Origin of the sequence: Bacillus sp. A01H, from assembly GCF_045277205.1 — a bacterium.
Lineage (GTDB): Bacteria > Bacillota > Bacilli > Bacillales > Bacillaceae_G > Bacillus_A > Bacillus_A paranthracis.
This window is the reverse complement of the sequence record NZ_CP117702.1, coordinates 3,819,727-3,840,007: the sequence shown is the minus strand read 5'-3', so window position 1 is coordinate 3,840,007 and position 20,281 is coordinate 3,819,727. Positions and strand designations below refer to the sequence as shown.

At 36.4% G+C, this 20,281-nt stretch carries 21 protein-coding genes and 1 other annotated feature; all 21 genes read left to right on the top strand.

Going from position 1 to position 20,281, the window contains the following annotated elements:
• Window positions 1–61: 61 nt before the first annotated feature.
• The 21 genes from murG (at window position 62) to uraA (ending at window position 20,272) form a co-directional block, all read left to right on the top strand.
• A complete protein-coding gene (gene murG, locus PSR14_RS20125) occupies window positions 62–1,156 on the top strand; it encodes an undecaprenyldiphospho-muramoylpentapeptide beta-N-acetylglucosaminyltransferase (protein ID WP_406644052.1) in 1,095 nt (364 codons plus the stop codon).
• Between the two features lie 61 nt (window positions 1,157–1,217).
• Window positions 1,218–2,123, top strand: a complete 906-nt coding sequence (murB, locus tag PSR14_RS20120) for a UDP-N-acetylmuramate dehydrogenase (RefSeq protein WP_000437040.1) — start codon at window positions 1,218–1,220, stop codon at window positions 2,121–2,123.
• A 98-nt stretch (window positions 2,124–2,221) separates the two neighbouring features.
• On the top strand, window positions 2,222–2,992 hold the full coding sequence (gene divIB / locus PSR14_RS20115) for a cell division protein DivIB (RefSeq protein WP_000798230.1): 771 nt from the start codon (window positions 2,222–2,224) through the stop codon (window positions 2,990–2,992).
• A 400-nt stretch (window positions 2,993–3,392) separates the two neighbouring features.
• On the top strand, window positions 3,393–4,700 hold the full coding sequence (ftsA, locus tag PSR14_RS20110; protein ID WP_001087555.1) for a cell division protein FtsA: 1,308 nt from the start codon (window positions 3,393–3,395) through the stop codon (window positions 4,698–4,700).
• 39 nt (window positions 4,701–4,739) lie between these two features.
• Window positions 4,740–5,894 carry a cell division protein FtsZ gene (gene ftsZ, locus PSR14_RS20105; RefSeq protein ID WP_000888991.1) on the top strand — a complete coding sequence of 385 codons (1,155 nt, stop codon included), beginning with the start codon at window positions 4,740–4,742 and terminating at the stop codon, window positions 5,892–5,894.
• Window positions 5,895–6,209: 315 nt separating this feature from the next.
• Complete coding sequence (gene spoIIGA, locus PSR14_RS20100; protein ID WP_406644050.1) at window positions 6,210–7,127, top strand: sigma-E processing peptidase SpoIIGA; 918 nt, start codon at window positions 6,210–6,212, stop codon at window positions 7,125–7,127.
• 19 nt (window positions 7,128–7,146) lie between these two features.
• Window positions 7,147–7,866, top strand: a complete 720-nt coding sequence (gene sigE / locus PSR14_RS20095; protein WP_000976948.1) for an RNA polymerase sporulation sigma factor SigE — start codon at window positions 7,147–7,149, stop codon at window positions 7,864–7,866.
• Between the two features lie 157 nt (window positions 7,867–8,023).
• Window positions 8,024–8,803, top strand: coding sequence for an RNA polymerase sporulation sigma factor SigG (gene sigG / locus PSR14_RS20090; RefSeq protein ID WP_000197753.1), 780 nt, complete (start codon window positions 8,024–8,026; stop codon window positions 8,801–8,803).
• A 167-nt stretch (window positions 8,804–8,970) separates the two neighbouring features.
• A complete protein-coding gene (locus PSR14_RS20085; protein WP_001998116.1) occupies window positions 8,971–9,255 on the top strand; it encodes a YlmC/YmxH family sporulation protein in 285 nt (94 codons plus the stop codon).
• Window positions 9,256–9,373: 118 nt separating this feature from the next.
• A complete protein-coding gene (pgeF, locus tag PSR14_RS20080; protein WP_001208999.1) occupies window positions 9,374–10,192 on the top strand; it encodes a peptidoglycan editing factor PgeF in 819 nt (272 codons plus the stop codon).
• The gene (locus PSR14_RS20075; RefSeq protein ID WP_000218169.1) at window positions 10,189–10,863 is read left to right on the top strand and encodes a YggS family pyridoxal phosphate-dependent enzyme; all 675 of its coding nucleotides are present in this window, start codon (window positions 10,189–10,191) and stop codon (window positions 10,861–10,863) included. The genes pgeF and PSR14_RS20075 overlap by 4 nt, the downstream gene beginning before the upstream one ends.
• A 19-nt stretch (window positions 10,864–10,882) precedes the next feature.
• Window positions 10,883–11,353: a cell division protein SepF gene (locus PSR14_RS20070; protein ID WP_000119138.1), complete on the top strand. Its 471-nt coding sequence runs from the start codon at window positions 10,883–10,885 to the stop codon at window positions 11,351–11,353.
• 6 nt (window positions 11,354–11,359) lie between these two features.
• Window positions 11,360–11,623, top strand: coding sequence for a YggT family protein (locus tag PSR14_RS20065; RefSeq protein ID WP_000450920.1), 264 nt, complete (start codon window positions 11,360–11,362; stop codon window positions 11,621–11,623).
• A 15-nt stretch (window positions 11,624–11,638) separates the two neighbouring features.
• Window positions 11,639–12,406: an RNA-binding protein gene (locus tag PSR14_RS20060; RefSeq protein WP_000029725.1), complete on the top strand. Its 768-nt coding sequence runs from the start codon at window positions 11,639–11,641 to the stop codon at window positions 12,404–12,406.
• Window positions 12,407–12,495: 89 nt separating this feature from the next.
• Window positions 12,496–13,002, top strand: a complete 507-nt coding sequence (divIVA, locus tag PSR14_RS20055) for a septum site-determining protein DivIVA (protein ID WP_001131612.1) — start codon at window positions 12,496–12,498, stop codon at window positions 13,000–13,002.
• Between the two features lie 51 nt (window positions 13,003–13,053).
• Window positions 13,054–13,278 (top strand) — a binding site (T-box leader).
• A 71-nt stretch (window positions 13,279–13,349) separates the two neighbouring features.
• A complete protein-coding gene (gene ileS2, locus PSR14_RS20050) occupies window positions 13,350–16,115 on the top strand; it encodes an isoleucine--tRNA ligase (RefSeq protein ID WP_098486965.1) in 2,766 nt (921 codons plus the stop codon).
• A gap of 156 nt (window positions 16,116–16,271) precedes the next feature.
• Entirely contained in the window at window positions 16,272–16,601 is a 330-nt protein-coding gene (locus tag PSR14_RS20045; protein WP_001004664.1) for a molecular chaperone DnaK, read from the top strand.
• Between the two features lie 124 nt (window positions 16,602–16,725).
• Complete coding sequence (gene lspA, locus PSR14_RS20040) at window positions 16,726–17,184, top strand: lipoprotein signal peptidase LspA (protein ID WP_000642177.1); 459 nt, start codon at window positions 16,726–16,728, stop codon at window positions 17,182–17,184.
• Between the two features lie 4 nt (window positions 17,185–17,188).
• Window positions 17,189–18,097 carry an RluA family pseudouridine synthase gene (locus PSR14_RS20035; protein WP_098486966.1) on the top strand — a complete coding sequence of 303 codons (909 nt, stop codon included), beginning with the start codon at window positions 17,189–17,191 and terminating at the stop codon, window positions 18,095–18,097.
• 202 nt (window positions 18,098–18,299) lie between these two features.
• A complete protein-coding gene (gene pyrR / locus PSR14_RS20030; RefSeq protein WP_001156487.1) occupies window positions 18,300–18,842 on the top strand; it encodes a bifunctional pyrimidine operon transcriptional regulator/uracil phosphoribosyltransferase in 543 nt (180 codons plus the stop codon).
• 146 nt (window positions 18,843–18,988) lie between these two features.
• On the top strand, window positions 18,989–20,272 hold the full coding sequence (gene uraA / locus PSR14_RS20025; protein ID WP_000435929.1) for a uracil permease: 1,284 nt from the start codon (window positions 18,989–18,991) through the stop codon (window positions 20,270–20,272).
• The last annotated feature ends 9 nt before the right edge of the window (window positions 20,273–20,281 follow it).

Sequence of the window (20,281 nt, the reverse complement as noted above, 5' to 3'; positions counted from 1 at the left end):
CAATATGTATATAGAAATAAATACGACTGTAATAAGAAAAAGAGAAGCGGAGGAGTTAGTAGTGCGTGTATTAGTAAGTGGTGGGGGCACTGGAGGTCATATTTATCCGGCTCTTGCTTTAATAAGAGAAATAAAAAAATTAAATCCGGAAGCAAGGTTTTTATATATTGGTACGGAGAATGGATTAGAGAGCACAATCGTGCCCAAAGCAGGTATACCGTTTCAATCTATTGTTATAAGTGGATTTAAGCGTAAAATATCGTTAGATAACGTGAAAACGGTGATGTGTTTTCTAAAAGGTGTACAAGATAGTAAACGATATATTCGTCGTTTCAATCCAGATATTGTAATTGGAACAGGTGGATATGTATGTGGACCTGTTGTATATGCTGCGGCAAAATTAGGTATTCCAACTATTGTACATGAACAAAATAGTGTACCTGGTGTAACGAATAAATTTTTAAGCCGCTATGTTGATAAAGTTGCAGTTTGTTTTGAAGCGGCTGCAGAACATTTTCCGCAGTCAAAAGTGGTCATGACAGGAAACCCACGAGCGTCAGAAGTAATGGATCAAAATGGAATGAAAGGAAAACGTTCAGTAGGTTTATCTCTTCCTAAAAAATCCGTGCTTATTTTTGGTGGCAGCCGTGGGGCTAGACCAATTAACGATGCTTTCGTAGAGGCAATTGAACAGTTTGGAAATAAAAGTTACGAAATATTGTATGTAACAGGTGAAGTTCATTACGACAAAGTGATGGATGCAGTGAAGCAAAAAGGGAACCCGAATAATGTTATTATTAAACCTTTCATTCATAATATGCCAGAAGTACTTACAGGTGTAGACCTTGTTGTCTCAAGAGCTGGAGCAACAACACTTGCAGAATTAACAGCGTTAGGTAAGCCAAGTGTGTTAATTCCGAGTCCTTATGTAACAAATAACCATCAGGAAAAAAATGCACGTTCTGTTGTCGATAAAGGAGCAGCAAAAATGTTGCTTGAAAAAGATTTAACAGCTGAAACACTTATTCGTGATATTGACGAGATTTTATTAGATGCACAAACATTACAAAATATGAAGCTTGCTGCTGGGCAATTAGGTATTCCAGATGCAGCAAATAAGTTGTATGAAGTAATGAATAAGCTTGTAAAAAAATAACGTTAGGTGAACGCCCTGCATACTACTGTAATAAGGATGCTTAGTATGGGGGAGATTGTTTATGGAGCAATTAGTAAATGAGCTTATAGAAGCAAATGTTGGTCGCGTGTTAGTGGATGAACCGTTAGCACGTTATACAACTATGAAAATAGGTGGACCAGCTGATATTTTAATTGTGCCAAAGCATGTTGCCGGTATTGAAAAAACGTTGCAGTTAGTAAAGAAATATAAAACAAAGTGGACTGTAATTGGTCGCGGTTCGAACCTTCTTGTATCTGATCTAGGTATAGAAGGTGTCGTTATTCGTTTAGGAGAAGGATTAGACCACTTAGAAGTCGAAAAACATAGAGTAAGAGTTGGTGGTGGGTATCCCCTAATTAAATTATCAACTTTACTTAGTCGGCAAGGGTTAGCCGGTCTGGAGTTCGCAAGTGGTATTCCAGGAAGTGTTGGCGGTGCAGTGTATATGAATGCAGGAGCACATAATTCGGATATATCAAACATATTATCAAAAGCTCTTATTTTGTTTGAAGACGGAACAATTGACTGGTTAACGCATGGAGAAATGGAGTTTTCCTATCGTACATCTGTATTGCAAACGAAACGTCCTGGTATTGTTTTGGAGGCTGAGTTTCAATTGCAGATAGGAGAGCGTGAAGGAATTGTAAGTGTTATGCAAAAGAATAAAGATTACCGTCGTGAAACACAGCCATGGAATCACCCTTGTGCAGGAAGTGTGTTTCGGAATCCAACTCCATACTTTGCAGGAGATTTAATAGAAAAGGCGGGGCTTCGTGGTTATCAAATAGGTGGAGCTCAAATTTCTGAAATGCATGGGAATTTTATTATTAATACTGGGGGAGCCAGCGCGCAAGATGTCTTATCTTTAATTGCATTAATAAAACAAACAATTAAGGATGGATTTGGCGTAGAAATGCATACAGAAGTAGAAATCATTGGAAGATAACGGTTATTCGTTCCGCTCATTATCATTTATGTTATAATAAGAAGATAAGAACGGCATGAGGAACATGCCGTTCTTTATGTTACGTAGGGGGATCGTACATGAAAAATAGTAAAGTAATTAAACTACAGGATCGTGTACCAAAGTTAAAAAATCAACAGAAAAAAAAGAAGAAAAATGTTAATCATCGGTTGATTTTATACATATCAATTTTATTTCTATTAGTTCTCTTTTTAATTTATTTTCGGTCTCCGCTTAGCAATATAAAAAAGATAAGTGTGTTTGGAAATCATTATATGACAGATGAACAAGTGATGAAGGAATCAGGTGTGACGTATGATACAAGTTATTTCCGGGTGACAGCACATAAAGCTGAAGAAAATTTAACGAAACGAAAAGAAATTAAAGCAGTAAATGTAAAGAAACGTTTTCCAAATAAAATTGACGTTCATATTGAAGAATATTTAACGATTGGTTATATAAACAAAGAAGGGAAATTACAACCGTTATTAGAGAATGGGAAAACACTTGATGTACTCCCGAACGGAAAACTTCCTGTTGCAGCACCAATTTTTGAACCTTTTAAAGAGGAAAAAATGAAGGAGTTAATTGCTGAGCTTGAAAAATTAACCCCAACTATTTTAAGGTCTATTTCTGAAATTCGTTATTCACCGACGAATGCGAATGAAGACCACCTTACTTTATATATGAATGAAGGGTATGAAGTGAGCACTACGATTCAAAATTTCGCAAAACGTATGGAAGCTTATCCACTTATCTTAAAAACAATTGAGCCGGGTAAAAAGGTATTAATTGACTTAGAAGTAGGGGCATATACGAAAGAATTAGGGGCGGAAGAAAAAAAAGAATAGAAAGATAGTGTTCGCTACGTTATTGTAGAAAAAACGAAACGAACGTTCTATTGGATGTGCCTGAATTTACAAGAATGGTTCATTTGATGAAAAAGATGTAAAAATTCTTAGATTCATACTAGGATTGGTACAAGTTTCACTTTTCTATGAGTACATCTTAGTGTAGACTTATACTTGGCGGTAATCTTTACACTTGAAATGGAATTATTTCAAGATAAGCAGTTATTCACAGTTTACTGCGATATTCTTAAATGAATGTTAAATAAAAATAAGAAAAATATAGGGTTAAAAAAGGGAAACGTATAAAGACGTTGAATATTTTTCTTATAAATAGTAAAGTTGCGATTGTTGTTCCATATATTGAGTTGTATGGTATAAATAAAGAAGGAGGTGCCAAAGAATGAACAGCAATGAAATATATGTTAGTCTTGACATCGGTACATCCAATGTTAAAGTCATCATTGGTGAAATGGTTAATGACAGCTTAAACATTATTGGTGTTGGAAATGTAAAATCAAATGGTTTAAAGAAGGGATCGATAGTTGATATAGACGAGACTGTTCGATCAATTAAAAAAGCAATTGAACAAGCTGAGCGCATGGTGGGAATCCACATTGAGCAAGTTGTAGTAGGTGTCAATGCAAACCAGGTACAACTACTTCCTTGTCACGGAGTAGTCGCTGTTTCAAATGAAGATCGTGAAATCGGGAATGAAGATGTCTTACGCGTTCTAGATGCAGCACAAGTTGTGTCAATTGCTCCAGAACGTGAGTTTATTGATGTGGTACCTCGACAGTTCATTGTAGACGGTCTTGACGAGATTAACGATCCACGCGGGATGATCGGTGTAAGATTAGAAATGGAAGGTACACTTATTACAGGCTCGAGAACTTTACTACATAACCTACTTCGTTGTGTAGAAAAAGCAGGTCTTGAAATTGTTGATATTTGTCTTCAACCTTTAGCGGCTGCAACAGTTGCTATATCTTCGGATGAAAAAAATAGAGGAGTAGCCCTTGTTGATATGGGCGGAGGATCTACAACTTTATCTATTTTTAAAGATGGAGAGTTACAAGCGACGAGCGTATTACCATTAGGTGGAGACCATATAACGAAGGATATTGCAATTGGGTTGAAAACTTCAACAGAAAATGCAGATCAAATTAAGTTGAAATATGGACATGCTTTTTATGATACAGCATCTGAAGAAGAGATGTTTACGGTTCCTATTATGGGAAGCGATCAAACAGAACAATATTCTCAGTTGGAATTATCGGATATAATAGAGGCTCGTGTAGAGGAAATTTTAATGTTTGTTCAAGATGAAGTGCGTAAGTTAGGAGTAAAGCAAGTAGCTTCTGGTTATGTACTAACTGGTGGAATTGCTTCTATGCCAGGTGTCCTTGATCTTGCATATGATATTTTACATGAAAATGTTCGTATAGCAACTCCTGATTATATTGGTGTGCGTGAGCCACAATATACAAGTGGAGTAGGATTAATTAAACATTCTTATCAAAAAGCTAAATTACGTGGGAAAAATGTACAGGAAAAGCAAGAGCATTTTGAACCAGTACCAGCACAAGCTCCAGCGCCGGTACAACAGCAACCTGCGAAACAAAAAACTCGTAATCAAAACAATAATAATCAAAATGATGACCGTATGATGTCAAAAGTAAAACGTGTATTCCGTTATTTATGGGATTAAAATTGGACACGAAAAATGAGGTTCTAGGGGGATTTCGACATGTTAGAGTTTGATACTACTCAAGATCAATTAGCGAATATAAAAGTTATCGGTGTCGGCGGTGGCGGAAACAATGCTGTAAACCGTATGATTGAACACGGTGTACAAGGTGTAGACTTTATCGCTGTGAATACTGATGCACAAGCATTAAATCTATCAAAAGCTGAAACAAAAATGCAAATTGGTGGAAAATTAACACGTGGACTTGGTGCAGGTGCAAACCCTGAAGTAGGGAAAAAAGCTGCAGAAGAAAGTAAAGAACAGATCCAAGAAGCACTTCGTGGTGCTGATATGGTATTCGTAACTGCTGGTATGGGCGGCGGAACTGGAACTGGTGCAGCGCCAGTTGTTGCTCAAGTGGCAAAAGAATTAGGTGCATTAACAGTTGGTGTTGTAACACGTCCATTTACATTTGAAGGACGTAAGCGTGCAACACAAGCGGCATCTGGTATTGCAGCATTTAAAGAAAATGTAGATACACTTATTGTAATTCCAAACGATCGCTTATTAGAGATTGTTGATAAAAACACGCCAATGTTAGAGGCATTCCGTGAAGCGGATAACGTATTACGTCAAGGTGTTCAAGGTATTTCTGATTTAATTGCAACACCAGGTTTAATTAACTTAGACTTCGCAGACGTAAAAACAATTATGTCTAATAGAGGTTCTGCTTTAATGGGTATTGGTTCTGGTAATGGAGAAAATCGTGCTGCTGAAGCTGCGAAAAAAGCGATTTCTAGTCCATTATTAGAAACATCTATTGATGGAGCTCAAGGTGTTATCATGAATATTACTGGTGGAGCTAACTTAAGCTTATATGAAGTACAAGAAGCGGCAGATATTGTAGCTTCAGCTTCAGATCCAGAAGTAAATATGATCTTCGGTTCGGTTATTAATGAAGGATTAAAAGATGATATCGTTGTAACTGTAATTGCAACTGGTTTTGATGATACAATTGCAACTCAACCACCAAAACCAATTATCCGTCCGAATGTGAATCACACGCAACAACAGCAACAGCCAGTAGCTCAACCACCAAAACAACGTGAAGTAAAACGTGAAATGAAGCGTGAAGAGCCAGTTGTACATGAGCGTCATTCAGATTCAGATGATATCGATATTCCAGCATTCTTACGTAATCGTCGTAGACGATAAAAGAAAAGGAGCATTTATGCTCCTTTTTTGTTTTATACGGGGAAAAGATCTGCCTAAGCAGGTCTTTTTTTATTTTATATATTTTAATCTATTTCGCTATTTGCCGGATAACATGATTGGTGCGTGGTGATTAAAGTTTCACTTTATATGTAAGTAAAAAGTATATAGCATTCTATGAAACATATACTTTTATTTTTTACCGACAGATTATGTCTAGAAAGCACAAAATAACAAAAAAACACCTCCGCAAATTGACACACTTTCCTATTGGATATGCATTATACTAGTCTCAACTTAAAAAAAGAGGTGAATTGTTTGGTTGTTTACGCCGACGTTGTTTGGTTGTTAAACGCCTGCATTGATTTTCTTTTACTTTTATTAACGGCTACCGTGTTAAAAAAGAAGATCAAAAGATGGAGGCTTGTGTTAGGGGCATTGATAGGTTCAACCATTGTTATTTTTGCCTTTACTCCTTTTGCTTCTATGATGACACATCCGATTATGAAACTACTGTACTCGTTATTTATTGTGTATACAGCATTTGGGTTTACAACATTTAGAAATTATGCACAAACTGTTTTTACTTTTTACTTTGTAACCTTTATGGTTGGCGGAGGATTAATGGGCACTCATTTCTTTTTGCAAACGAATGAAATGGTAAATGGGTTGGTTCAATCTCAATCAATTTCTTATGGTGACCCAATTAGTTGGTTGTTCGTTATTTTTGGTTTTCCAGTCATTTATTATTTTTCTAAAAAGCGTATTGAAAGCGTAGAGGTTACAAAAATACACTATGATCAAATTGTGAAATTGAAAATTCAATTAGCTGAAGAGGAACTAGAACTCGCAGGTTTAATTGATAGTGGGAATCAACTTTACGACCCGTTAACGAAAACACCTGTTATGATTATGCATATTTCATCGTTAGAACATTGTTTACCAGCTTGGTTAACAGAACAAATTTATTCCAAAACAGAGATTCCTCAAATACCAGAAAATGATTCTGGGTGGGCGACAAAATTACGCTTAATTCCTTTCCGAGCAGTAGGAGTAGAGAATCAATTTTTATGGGCAATTAAGCCAGAAAGTGTACAAATTTATCATGAAGGTAGTTCTATTGTCGTCAATAAAGTATTGATTGGATTAAATACACAACAGTTGTCAACCAATGGAGAGTATCAATGTATTGTGCATCCGAAAATGTTAATTTCGCAAAAAATGGTAATTGCTTAATAATGGGAGGCGGGATAATATGATGAAATTAAAATTTTATTTAGTATACCTTTGGTATAAAGTATTGTTGAAATTAGGAATTAAGACCGATGAAATTTATTACATTGGTGGAAGTGAAGCGTTACCACCACCGTTAACGAAAGAAGAAGAGGAAGTTCTTTTGAATAAATTGCCAAAAGGAGATCAGGCAGCAAGGTCGTTACTGATTGAACGCAATTTACGGCTAGTTGTATATATAGCAAGAAAGTTTGAAAATACAGGGATAAATATTGAAGATTTAATTAGCATTGGAACAATTGGGCTTATTAAAGCGGTAAATACATTTAATCCAGAAAAGAAAATAAAATTAGCAACATATGCATCACGTTGTATAGAAAATGAAATTTTAATGCATTTGCGCCGGAATAATAAAAATCGTTCAGAAGTTTCTTTTGATGAACCGCTTAACATCGATTGGGACGGGAATGAACTTTTATTATCAGATGTATTAGGGACAGACGATGATATTATTACAAAAGATTTAGAAGCTACTGTTGATCGTCATCTTCTAATGAAAGCATTACATCAATTAAATGATCGTGAAAAACAAATTATGGAACTTCGGTTTGGGCTTGCAGGAGGAGAGGAAAAGACGCAAAAAGATGTAGCGGATATGCTTGGGATTTCACAGTCATACATTTCGCGTTTAGAAAAAAGAATCATAAAAAGATTACGAAAAGAATTTAATAAAATGGTGTAAAGAATAAGACCAGCCGTTATGTAGGCTGGTCTTATTCTCTTTCGTTGTATGAGGAAGGACAACGAAAATGAAAAATGAAGAGAAAACCGCATGCATAAAATCTCCTTCAAAGGAAATACTTTACACTGTACAGCAACTCCCGATAGGAGGGAACACTTTGACGAGAAACAAAGTAGAAATTTGCGGTGTTGATACAGCTAAACTTCCCGTACTAAAAAATGATGAAATGCGTAAATTATTTCGTGAAATGCAAAGTGGAGAGATAAGCGCAAGAGAGAAATTAGTGAATGGAAACTTACGTCTTGTACTGAGCGTCATCCAAAGATTTAATAACAGAGGAGAATATGTTGACGATTTATTTCAAGTTGGTTGTATCGGACTTATGAAATCCATTGATAATTTTGATTTAGGCCAAAATGTAAAATTTTCAACGTATGCTGTGCCGATGATTATTGGGGAAATACGCAGATATTTGCGTGATAACAATCCGATTCGCGTATCTCGTTCATTACGAGATATTGCGTATAAAGCGTTACAAGTAAGAGAAAAGTTGATTGCAGAAAATTCAAAAGAACCAACAGCAATGGATATTGCAAAAGTGCTTGAAGTGACTCATGAAGAAATCGTTTTTGCTTTAGATGCAATTCAAGATCCAGTTTCATTATTTGAGCCGATTTATAACGATGGGGGAGATCCTATCTTTGTTATGGATCAGTTAAGTGATGAAAAACAAAAGGACGAGCAGTGGGTTGAAGAGCTAGCACTAAAAGAAGGAATGAAGCGTTTAAATGATCGTGAGAAAATGATTATTCGCAAACGTTTCTTCCAAGGGAAAACACAAATGGAAGTTGCAGAAGAAATTGGGATTTCTCAAGCACAAGTGTCACGTTTAGAGAAATCAGCTATTAAACAAATGAATAAGACAATTCAAGGATAAGGTTTCACCATTTATGGTGAAACCTTTTTATATGTCATATAGTTTGTTTGCGCTCATAGTAGGGTAGCTGTGTTCATATAATGAAAATAATATGAAGTGGGTAAGAGGTTGCTTCCTGTTCATTTGAGAAACAATGTTTTTTCGATTCGTCATATATAAGGGAGAGGATGAAAGTGATACAAATTTCGGAATTGCAGATGAAAGATATAATAAATGTTTCAGACGGAAAAAGGCTGGGTAATATTGGTGATATTGAAATTGATATGAACACAGGGAAGATCGATTCTATTATTATTTCTAAACAGGCACGTATGTTTGGGATTTTTGGGAAAGACGTAGAAATTGTAATTCCTTGGAAAGAAATTGTGAAAATTGGGGAAGATGTCATACTTGTTAGAGTAAATCCTGTTAATTCTGTAACTGAATCAATACAAACACCGACAATTTCATAAAGAATATTACAAATTCCTCTTTTTTTTCTGTTAGGATTATGAAAAAATAAAAGTATGGTAAAATAGACAGGAAGTACCATGCTTTTTTATGTTATTTTAATTAAAAGGAGCCGCTGTTATGAGAGAACCATTTAAATATGTGGACGGTATACTGTATTTAGAAGCGTGGAAAGAACTTGGAAACATTACTGCTGGATTTACGACAAAAGATGGTGGGATAAGTACGGGCTCCTTTCATGCAATGAATTTAGGATTACATGTGAATGATATTGCCGAGAACGTTCATGAAAATAGACGCATTTTAGCAAATAAGTTACAAAAACCATTAGAAAACTGGATTTGCTCTGAACAAGTTCATGATCATCATGTTGAAAAAGTAGGACAACAGGAAAAAGGAAGTGGCGTTTATTCATATGAAGACGGCATTTCAAAAACAGATGGCATTTATACGACTAATAATGATGTTCTTTTAACATCTTGTTATGCTGATTGTGTTCCACTCTATTTTTATGCACCATCACATGGTATGATAGGACTTGCGCATGCTGGATGGAAAGGGACTGTAAAAGAGATTGCAAAAGAAATGATTCAAAAATGGAATGCAGAAGGGATTTCGAGTGATGAAATTCATGTTGCGATTGGACCAGCAATTGGATCTTGTTGTTATGTTGTTGATGATCGAGTGTTAACAGCAGCAGAGCAAGTAGTAAACGGTTCTGTTCCTTATAAAAAAGTTTCTGACGGACAGTACGCAATTGATTTAAAAGAAATTAATCGTATATTATGTGTACAAGCAGGCATAAAAGAAGAGAATATTGTAATGTCATCTCTTTGTACAAGCTGTGAAGAACAACTGTTTTTCTCTCACCGTCGTGATCAAGGTAAGACAGGGAGAATGTTGAGTTTCATAGGTTTTAAGGAGGATGAAAGCAAGTGACAGTACAAACAAATTTAACAACTGTAAACGAAGCAATTAAACAATCTTGCGCGCGAGCGGGACGTTCTTTGCAAGATATTAAACTCGTTGCAGTTACAAAAACGGTAGGAATTGAAAAAACAAACGAAGTAATTGAAGCAGGAATTATCGATTTAGGTGAAAATAGAAATGAAGGTTTCTTACAGAAGTATGAACATTTCGGTTCAAAAGTGAATTGGCATTTTATTGGATCATTACAAACGAGAAAAGTAAAAGAAATCATTAATGAAATCGATTATTTACATTCATTAGATCGTCTTTCACTTGCAAAAGAAATTCAAAAACGTGCGGATAAGAAAGTGAAATGTTTTATTCAAGTGAAAACATCATCTGAAGAATCAAAGCAAGGATTGGCAATAGAAGAAACCGTTTCTTTTATTCAAAGTTTGCAAGAATTGGATAAGATTGAAGTGGTTGGACTAATGACAATGGCTCCGTTTACAGAAGAAGAGGAAGAAATCAGACGCTGTTTTAAGACATTACGTATGCTACAAACAGAGGTGCAGGAGTTAGAATTATTACATGCGCCATGTAAAGAATTATCAATGGGAATGTCTAATGATTACACGATTGCAATTGAAGAAGGTGCTACATACATTCGTTTGGGGACGATTTTAGTAGGAAAAGCGTAAAAGGAAGGAGAATCTTATTATGAGTTGGTCAAAAGTAAAATACTTCTTTTTTGATACACCTGAAGAAAAAGAAGCAGCTCAATATAGTTATGAAAAGGAGCAAACGGACATGAAGAAGCAGCAAGATCCGCCAGAACAACAAGATGTTACGTTTCCAAAAGCGCAAACGAAACAAAATGTTGTGAGCATTGAAACAGCGAAGCAATCCTCAAAAGTTGTTTTATTAGAACCACGCACATATTCGGAAGCGCAAGGAATTGCGGACCATTTAAAAGGTAGACGAGCTGTTGTAATTAATTTACAACGAATGTCTACGGATCAAGCTGTACGTATCGTTGACTTTTTAAGTGGTACTGTATACGCTATAGGCGGGGACATTCAAAAAATAGGACCGAAAACATTTATGTGTACGCCTGAAAATGTAGATATAGTTGGTGCAATTTCAGAGTTATTCGGTGAAGAAGAAGACACAAATATAAAGAGGTGGTAATACGCCATGGAAACCGTTTTAAGACTTTTAGTTTATGCTATCGAGATTTACTCGTGGGCACTTATTATTTACATTCTCCTATCATGGTTCCCAGGTGCAAAGGAATCAACTTTCGGAGAGTTTCTTGCGCGTATTTGTGAACCATATTTAGAACCATTTCGCAGATTTATTCCGCCGCTTGGTATGATTGATATTTCGCCACTCGTTGCGATCTTTGCTTTAAGACTTGCGACAAATGGTTTAATAAGTTTATTCGGCTATTTCTTATAGTAAGAGGTTATATGTATGAGCATCTACGAGCATTTTAGACCTGATGAAGTGGTCTTTGTGGATAAAGTGTTAGAGTGGAAGCGAGCAGCGGAGTACCATCAAGTGAAATTAACAGATTTCCTTGATCCAAGGCAACAACAAATTGTCACGATGGTAATAGGCCAAGGGGATGTTGCTGTACAATTTGATGGTGCAACGTCTCAAGCAGAGCGCAAAAGAGCACTCATTTATCCGGACTATCTAGTAATAAATGAAGAGGAATTTCAAGTAGAAGTATTGGAAATTGACTATCCTTCCAAGTTTTATACGCTAGAGCATAGGCAAATATTAGGTACATTTATGTCTCTCGGTTTAACGAGAGAAAAATGTGGTGATATTTTGCTTCAAGAAGATCGTGCCCAAATTGTAGTCGCGAAAGAAGTTGTATCTTATATTGAGATGAACTTACAATCTATAGGAAAAGTGAAAGTCTCCTTATCACCAGTGCAAGGGGAAAAAATTCTACAGATACAAGAAACGTGGGGGGAGAAATCCGGAACGGTTTCTTCACTTCGTTTAGATGTTATGTTAGCTGAAATGTTACATATATCTAGGCAAAAAGTACAACCTTTCATAAAAAATGGTTTAGTAAAAGTGAATTGGAAAACAGTGGAGCAAACCTCTTATGAATGTTATCCAGGAGATGTTTTTTCAGTGAGAGGATATGGACGCAGTAAATTGTTTTCTGTAGAAGGTAGAACAAAGCGCGACAAATGGAGAATTTTGTATGGTATACTAAAATGATTGGTTTTTTAGAAGGAAATCCTCCTATTTTGTCGAAGAAAAGATATAATTGAAAGAGGAAATTTAGATAACTACTTGGAGGTGGCGTTGTGCCGTTAACACCATTAGATATTCATAACAAAGAATTTGGTCGCGGATTCCGTGGCTATGATGAGGATCAAGTAAATGAGTTTCTTGATCAAATTATCAAAGATTATGAATTAGTCATTCGTGAGAAAAAAGCTTTAGAAGAACAAGTTGCGCAATTAGAAGGGAAGTTAGATCATTTCTCTAATATTGAAGATACGTTAAACAAATCTATCGTTGTTGCACAAGAAGCAGCGGAAGAAGTAAAACGTAATGCCCAAAAAGAAGCGAAATTAATTGTACGTGAAGCTGAAAAGAATGCAGACCGTATTATTAACGAAGCTTTAGTAAAATCAAGAAAAGTTGCTTTTGATATTGAAGAGCTAAAGAAACAAGCGAAAGTATTCCGCACTCGTTTCCGTATGTTATTAGAAACACAGCTTGAAATGTTAAACAACGATGATTGGGATAAACTAATTGAGTTAGAAGACGAAGTAGACGAGCTGTTGAAAAAAGAAGAAACAGTGTAAGCTTGACGTTTTTCTCATTATTACATATAATTTTATACAACATATTTATTAAGAAAAACGAAGATAGGGATAAGTACCTTTTTCATACCTTATATAGCGAACTGAGGATGGTGTAAGCTCAGGATAAGGAGATAATGGGAATATCACCCTGGAGTTCCGCGCTGAACAAATAGAGTAAGCGTAGGCGTATATTCGCGTTAAGAATATAAAGAGGATTGTATACATACGTATAGAATCTACTAGGGTGGTACCGCGGGAGACTTTCTCGTCCCTTTTTGGGATGAGAAAGTCTCTTTTTTATTCCGTTTTTTAGGTCTTTCTTTTATACATGTAAGGAGGAATTGAGCATGGAGTACAAAAATACATTACTAATGCCAAAAACAGAGTTCCCGATGCGTGGGAATTTACCAAAACGTGAGCCTGCAATGCAAGAAAAGTGGGCGGAAATGAATATTTATGAAAAGGTACAAGAACATACGAAAGGTCGTCCTTTATTTGTACTGCATGATGGACCTCCATATGCGAATGGTGACATTCATATGGGACATGCATTAAATAAAGTATTAAAAGACTTTATCGTTCGTTATAAATCAATGACTGGTTTCTGTGCACCATATGTCCCAGGTTGGGATACACACGGTTTACCAATTGAACAAGCTTTAACAAATAAAGGTGTGAAGCGTAAAGAAATGACAGTTGCTGAGTTCCGTAAGTTATGTGCAGAGTATGCATATGAACAAGTAGAACGTCAGCGTGAGCAATTTAAGCGTTTAGGTGTACGTGCTGATTGGGATAACCCATACATTACCTTAGAGCCAGCATATGAAGCACAACAAATTAAAGTGTTTGGTGATATGGCGAAAAAAGGTTATATCTATAAAGGGCAAAAACCAGTTTACTGGTCACCAACGAGTGAATCAGCTTTAGCAGAAGCTGAAATTGAATACCAAGATAAGAAATCAGCATCTATTTACGTAGCATTTCCTGTAAAAGATGGAAAGAACGTATTAGAAGGTGATGAGAAATACATTATCTGGACAACAACGCCTTGGACGTTGCCTGCAAACTTAGGTATTTCTGTTCACCCAGAACTTGAATACGCTATTGTAAAAGTAAATGGTGAAAAATATATTATTGCTTCTGAACTATTTGAGACAGTTGCAAAAACGTTAGAGTGGGAAAACGCTGAAGTTGTGAAAACAGTAAAAGGTAGCGAGCTTGAGTATACAGTTGCAAAGCATCCATTCTACGATCGTGATTCATTAGTTATGCTAGGAGATCACGTAACAACAGATGCAGGTACAGGTTGTGTTCATACAGCACCAGGACACGGGGAAGATGACTTTATTGTTGGTAAAAAGTATGGCTTAGAAGTACTTTGTCCAGTTGATGATAAAGGTGTATTAACAGAGGAAGCACCTGGATTTGAAGGCTTATTCTATGATAAAGCTAACAAGCCAATTACAGAAAAATTAGAAGAAGTAGGCGCATTACTGAAGCTAACATTCATTACGCATTCATATCCACATGATTGGAGAACGAAAAAACCTATTATTTTCCGTGCGACAGCACAGTGGTTTGCATCTATTGAAGCATTCCGTAAAGAGTTATTAGAAGCTGTTGCGGAAACAAAATGGGTACCAGCATGGGGCGAAACTCGTCTTCATAACATGGTTCGTGACCGTGGTGACTGGTGTATTTCTCGTCAACGTGCATGGGGTGTGCCAATACCTGTATTCTATGCTGAGAATGGTGATCCAATCATTACGGATGAAACAATTAACCATGTAGCTGATTTATTCCGTGAACACGGTTCTAACGTATGGTTTGAGCGTGAAGCGAAAGATCTATTACCAGAAGGATTTACACATCCAGGTAGCCCAAATGGTGAATTCCGTAAAGAAACAGACATCATGGATGTATGGTTCGACTCAGGTTCTTCTCACCAAGCAGTATTAGAAGAGCGCGATGACTTACAACGTCCAGCAGATTTATATTTAGAAGGATCTGACCAATATCGTGGTTGGTTTAACTCTTCATTATCGACAGCAGTTGCTGTAACAGGAAAAGCGCCATATAAAGGCGTACTAAGCCACGGTTTCGTATTAGATGGTGAAGGACGTAAAATGAGTAAGTCGATTGGAAACATCGTCGTACCGAAGAAAATTATGGATCAATTAGGCGGAGATATTTTACGATTATGGGTATCTTCTGTTGACTATCAATCTGATGTACGTATTTCGGATGATATTTTAAAACAAGTAGCAGAAGTGTATCGTAAAATCCGTAACACATTCCGTTTCTTATTAGGAAACTTAGACGACTTTAAGCCAAGTGAAAATACAGTAGCTGTAGCTGAACTTCGTGAAGTAGATCGTTACATGTTAGTGAAATTAAATGACTTAATTACAAAAGTAAAAGAAGCATATGAGACATACGACTTCGCTGCTGTATATCATGCAATTCATAACTTCTGTACAATTGATTTAAGTTCATTCTACTTAGACTTTGCAAAAGACATTTTATACATTGAAGGTGCGAATCATGAAGATCGTCGTGCAATTCAAACTGTATTATATGATGTTCTTGTTGCATTGACGAAACTTGTAACACCAATCTTACCGCATACAGCTGATGAAGTATGGCCATACATTCCAGGTGTAACAGAAGAAAGTGTACAATTAACTGATATGCCAGAAGCTGTACAATTAGATGGTGCAGAAGCATTAAAAACAAAATGGGATGCATTTATGACATTGCGTGATGACGTATTAAAAGCGTTAGAAGTAGCTCGTAATGAAAAGGTAATCGGTAAGTCATTAAATGCAAGCATTACGCTATATCCAACTGCAGAAATGAAAGCTATGTTAGAGTCTATTAACGAAGACTTAAAGCAATTATTCATCGTTTCTGAGTACAAACTTGGTGGTATGATGGAAGAAGCGCCAGCAGATGCACCGAAGTATGAACATACAGCGGTTGTTGTTGTTCAAGCAACGGGTGAAACATGTGAACGTTGTTGGGTAGTTTCAGAAACAATTGGTAAAGATGCTGAACATGAAACATTATGTGAGCGTTGTGCAACGGTTGTTAAAGAAAATTATGTAAAATAATAAGGGGTGACTGCACGTAAAGTGCAGTCATTTTTTTGGTTAACAGTATATTGAAATAACTTTCACTCTCTTTCCTATGAAGGAAAAATGTGTGAGAGGTAAGCATATAAATTTCGGACACACTAATCGTACATTGCAACTGGGAGGAATGTACACGTGAATGAAATGTATATGGAAATCAAAGAAGAATTGCAATTGATGCGAAAAGAGTTACAAGAGAGGCTAGCTAAAGAGGTTATGTACAAATATAATACAGAGTTTAGCGAAGAGCTTGGGTATGAAATTAAGGAAGAGATAAAGAAAAAACTTTTATTACATGATATAAAAGAGGATTTAAAAGATGTAGAACGTGCATTATTTAAAATGGAAATAGATATGTATGGTATTTGTGAAGACACAGGGAGAGTAATGTCGGTAAAACAAATGAAAACGATGCCGACTGCACGTACCATTCATGAATTTTTCTATGAAAAAGTAAATGTATGAATGTGCACAACGATATTATATTACCTTTTTTTAATTTATTTTATTCTTCTATAAAGGTTCATTGTGAAAAGGTTGCAGCTATGCTAAAATTTTGAGGTACACTGTCTTTGTGGGGGAAATGAAAATGATATATTATGTAATAGCGTTATTTGTCATTGCCATCGATCAAATATCGAAATGGCTAATTGTAAAGAACATGGAATTAGGTACGAGTATTCCGATTATCGATAATGTATTATACATAACATCACATCGAAATAGAGGAGCTGCTTGGGGCATTTTAGAAAATAAAATGTGGTTTTTCTACATTATTACAGTCGTTTTTGTAGCATTTATCGTATTTTATATGAAAAAATATGCAAAAACAGACAAGCTTCTAGGAATTTCATTAGGTCTAATTTTAGGCGGAGCAATTGGTAATTTTATTGATCGTGTATTTAGACAAGAAGTAGTGGATTTCATTCACGTGTATATTTTCTCGTACAACTATCCAGTATTCAATATCGCTGATTCAGCATTATGTATTGGTGTTGTATTAATTATTATTCAAACATTATTAGAAGGCAAGAAAACGAAGGAGTAATTGAATGAGTGAAGTAGTACAAGTAACAGTTGCAGAAGAACAAAAAAATGAGCGAATTGATAAATTCGTTGCAGGAATAAATAATGAATGGTCACGTACACAAGTACAACAATGGATTAAAGATGACGTTGTTACAGTTAATGGAAAAGCTGTAAAAGGGAATTATAAAGTTAGAGAAAATGATGAAATTACAGTGACGATTCCTGAGCCAGAAGAGTTAGATATTCAGCCAGAAGATATGAATTTAGAAATTTATTATGAAGATGCAGATGTACTTGTTGTTAATAAGCCGCGTGGTATGGTTGTGCATCCAGCACCAGGTCATACAAGTGGTACACTTGTGAACGGTCTTATGCACCATTGTACAGACTTATCAGGCATTAATGGTGTGATGCGTCCGGGTATCGTACATCGTATTGATAAAGATACGTCTGGTCTATTAATGGTTGCTAAAAATGATATGGCACACGAATCACTTGTAAATCAACTTGTAGCAAAAACAGTAACGAGACGTTACAAAGCGATTGTACACGGTGTTATTCCGCACGATAAGGGAACGATTGATGCTCCGATTGCTCGTGATAAGAAAGAACGCCAAAGTATGACGGTTGATGAAAATGGTAAGCATGCTGTTACGCATTTCCAAGTGTTAGAGCGATTCAAAGATTTCACACTTGTAGAATGTCGCTTAGAAACAGGGCGTACACATCAAATTCGTGTTCATATGAAATATATTGGCTATCCACTTGCAGGAGATCCAAAGTATGGACCAAAGAAAACATTAGATATGAACGGACAAGCACTTCATGCAGGTATTTTAGGCTTTGATCATCCTCGTACTGGTGAATATATTCAGTTTGAGGCACCGATTTCAAAAGTGTTTGAAGACGCATTAAATATTTTGCGAAAATAGTATTGACAAATCATAAGAAAACTGAGATACTGACAACAGTTAAATAATGATCCTTTAACACAGCCCCGTGAGGTTGAGAAGGTAACGGTTTGAAATGCATAGGGTGTGCTATACCCTTTTTCAAAAGTCCTCTCGCACACGCTGAGAGGACTTTTTTTATACCATTACTCTCACGCAAGAAAAAAGCTTGGAGGTGTAGAGCATGCAAGAGAAAGCTGTCGTTTTAGATGACCAAATGATTCGCCGCGCTTTAACACGAATTAGTCATGAAATCGTGGAACGAAATAAAGGTGTCGATAATTGTGTTCTTGTCGGAATTAAAACTCGTGGAATTTTTATTGCACAACGTTTGGCAGAACGAATTGGTCAAATTGAAGGAAAAGAAATAGAGGTTGGAGAGCTAGACATTACGTTATATCGTGATGATTTAACGCTACAATCGAAAAATAAAGAACCACTTGTAAAAGGTTCTGATATCCCTGTAGATATTACGAAGAAAAAAGTTATCCTTGTAGATGATGTATTATATACAGGCAGAACAGTTCGAGCAGCAATGGATGCTCTTATGGATTTAGGTAGACCATCACAAATCCAACTGGCGGTTCTTGTTGATAGAGGTCATCGTGAACTACCAATTCGCGCTGATTATGTAGGAAAGAACATTCCAACATCAAGTGAAGAGCGTATCGAAGTTGATTTGCAAGAGACAGATCAACAAGATCGAGTAAGCATATACGATAAGTAAAGCCCTTTTAAATGTAGTCCTGTGAGGCTGCCAAAGGGTCTTGGCTTTCATATGTCAAATTTGGCATACGAAAGTGTAGGACTCTTTGTGCACAGGCACAAAGAGTTTTTTTATTGCAAAGATTTAAACTGAAGGAGGATGTAACAATGGAACAAAAGCCAGTGTTAGACGTTAATGAAGTACCGAAACCGGGAAAATGGTTATTTTTAAGTATACAACATTTGTTCGCGATGTTTGGATCAACAGTGCTTGTTCCGTTTTTAACAGGATTGAATCCGTCAGTAGCATTAATATCAAGTGGATTAGGAACGTTAGCGTTTCTTCTTATAACGAAAGGTCAAGTACCTGCCTATCTAGGATCATCATTCGCCTTTATCGCACCGATTATAACAGCAAAAACGGCAGGGGGGCCTGGAGCAGCAATGCTTGGTGGTTTGCTAGCAGGACTTGTATACATCTTAATCTCACTCGGAATTAAGAAATCAGGATCAGAGTGGATTATGAAATTACTACCACCAATCGTAGTTGGTCCAGTAGTAATGGTAATCGGGCTAGCTTTAGCACATACAGCAGTTAACATGGCGATGAATGGTGCGGATGGCAAATATAGCTTTACACACTTTTCAGTAGCATTAGTAACATTAGCAATTACAATTATATGCTCAATATTCGGAAGAGGATTTTTCAGTATCATACCAGTGTTACTTGGCATTATCGGCGGATATATCTTCGCTTACTTCCAAGGGTTAGTAGACTTAAAGCCGGTAGCTGAGGCAAAATGGTTTGTTGTACCAGATTTCACAGTACCATTTGTAACATACACACCAGAGTTTTCATGGAAGATTGTACTCTTGATGGTACCAGTTGCACTAGTAACAATTTCAGAACATATCGGACATCAAATTGTATTAGGAAATGTTATTAAAAGAGATTTAATTAAAAAACCAGGTTTACACCGTTCAATCTTCGGTGATGGAGTAGCCACATTAATCGCATCACTAATCGGTGGACCACCGAATACAACGTATGGTGAAAACATCGGTGTGCTAGCAATTACAAGAGCGTACAGTGTATACTTATTCATCGGTTCAGCGGTATTCGCAATCATGTTCGGATTTATCGGTAAGATTTCTGCACTGATTCATTCGATCCCCACACCAGTTATGGGTGGTGTATCAATCTTACTATTCGGTGTAATCGCATCAAGCGGATTACGCATGATGGTAGACGATAAAACAGATTTAAGTGACAAACGAAACTTAATGATTGCATCAGTAATACTAGTAATCGGTATTGGTGGAGCGGTACTTCACGTAGGAGAATCATTCCAAGTAGAAGGAATGGCACTAGCAGCAATTGTAGGTGTACTGTTAAATCTACTACTACCGGAAACGAAACAAATAAAACAATCTAAGCAGATTGCTTCATAATAATAACCT

What these genes read in the sequence shown, in the direction of transcription:
- PSR14_RS20070 (WP_000119138.1), top strand. Translation starts at nt 10,883, where the DNA reads ATGAGTTGGTCAAAAGTAAAATACTTCTTTTTTGATACACCTGAAGAA.
- divIB (WP_000798230.1), top strand. Translation starts at nt 2,222, where the DNA reads ATGAAAAATAGTAAAGTAATTAAACTACAGGATCGTGTACCAAAGTTA.
- pyrR (WP_001156487.1), top strand. Translation starts at nt 18,300, where the DNA reads ATGCAAGAGAAAGCTGTCGTTTTAGATGACCAAATGATTCGCCGCGCT.
- PSR14_RS20065 (WP_000450920.1), top strand. Translation starts at nt 11,360, where the DNA reads ATGGAAACCGTTTTAAGACTTTTAGTTTATGCTATCGAGATTTACTCG.
- ftsZ (WP_000888991.1), top strand. Translation starts at nt 4,740, where the DNA reads ATGTTAGAGTTTGATACTACTCAAGATCAATTAGCGAATATAAAAGTT.
- sigE (WP_000976948.1), top strand. Translation starts at nt 7,147, where the DNA reads ATGATGAAATTAAAATTTTATTTAGTATACCTTTGGTATAAAGTATTG.
- uraA (WP_000435929.1), top strand. Translation starts at nt 18,989, where the DNA reads ATGGAACAAAAGCCAGTGTTAGACGTTAATGAAGTACCGAAACCGGGA.
- PSR14_RS20085 (WP_001998116.1), top strand. Translation starts at nt 8,971, where the DNA reads ATGAAAGTGATACAAATTTCGGAATTGCAGATGAAAGATATAATAAAT.
- pgeF (WP_001208999.1), top strand. Translation starts at nt 9,374, where the DNA reads ATGAGAGAACCATTTAAATATGTGGACGGTATACTGTATTTAGAAGCG.
- lspA (WP_000642177.1), top strand. Translation starts at nt 16,726, where the DNA reads ATGATATATTATGTAATAGCGTTATTTGTCATTGCCATCGATCAAATA.
- ftsA (WP_001087555.1), top strand. Translation starts at nt 3,393, where the DNA reads ATGAACAGCAATGAAATATATGTTAGTCTTGACATCGGTACATCCAAT.
- murB (WP_000437040.1), top strand. Translation starts at nt 1,218, where the DNA reads ATGGAGCAATTAGTAAATGAGCTTATAGAAGCAAATGTTGGTCGCGTG.
- ileS2 (WP_098486965.1), top strand. Translation starts at nt 13,350, where the DNA reads ATGGAGTACAAAAATACATTACTAATGCCAAAAACAGAGTTCCCGATG.
- PSR14_RS20035 (WP_098486966.1), top strand. Translation starts at nt 17,189, where the DNA reads ATGAGTGAAGTAGTACAAGTAACAGTTGCAGAAGAACAAAAAAATGAG.
- PSR14_RS20060 (WP_000029725.1), top strand. Translation starts at nt 11,639, where the DNA reads ATGAGCATCTACGAGCATTTTAGACCTGATGAAGTGGTCTTTGTGGAT.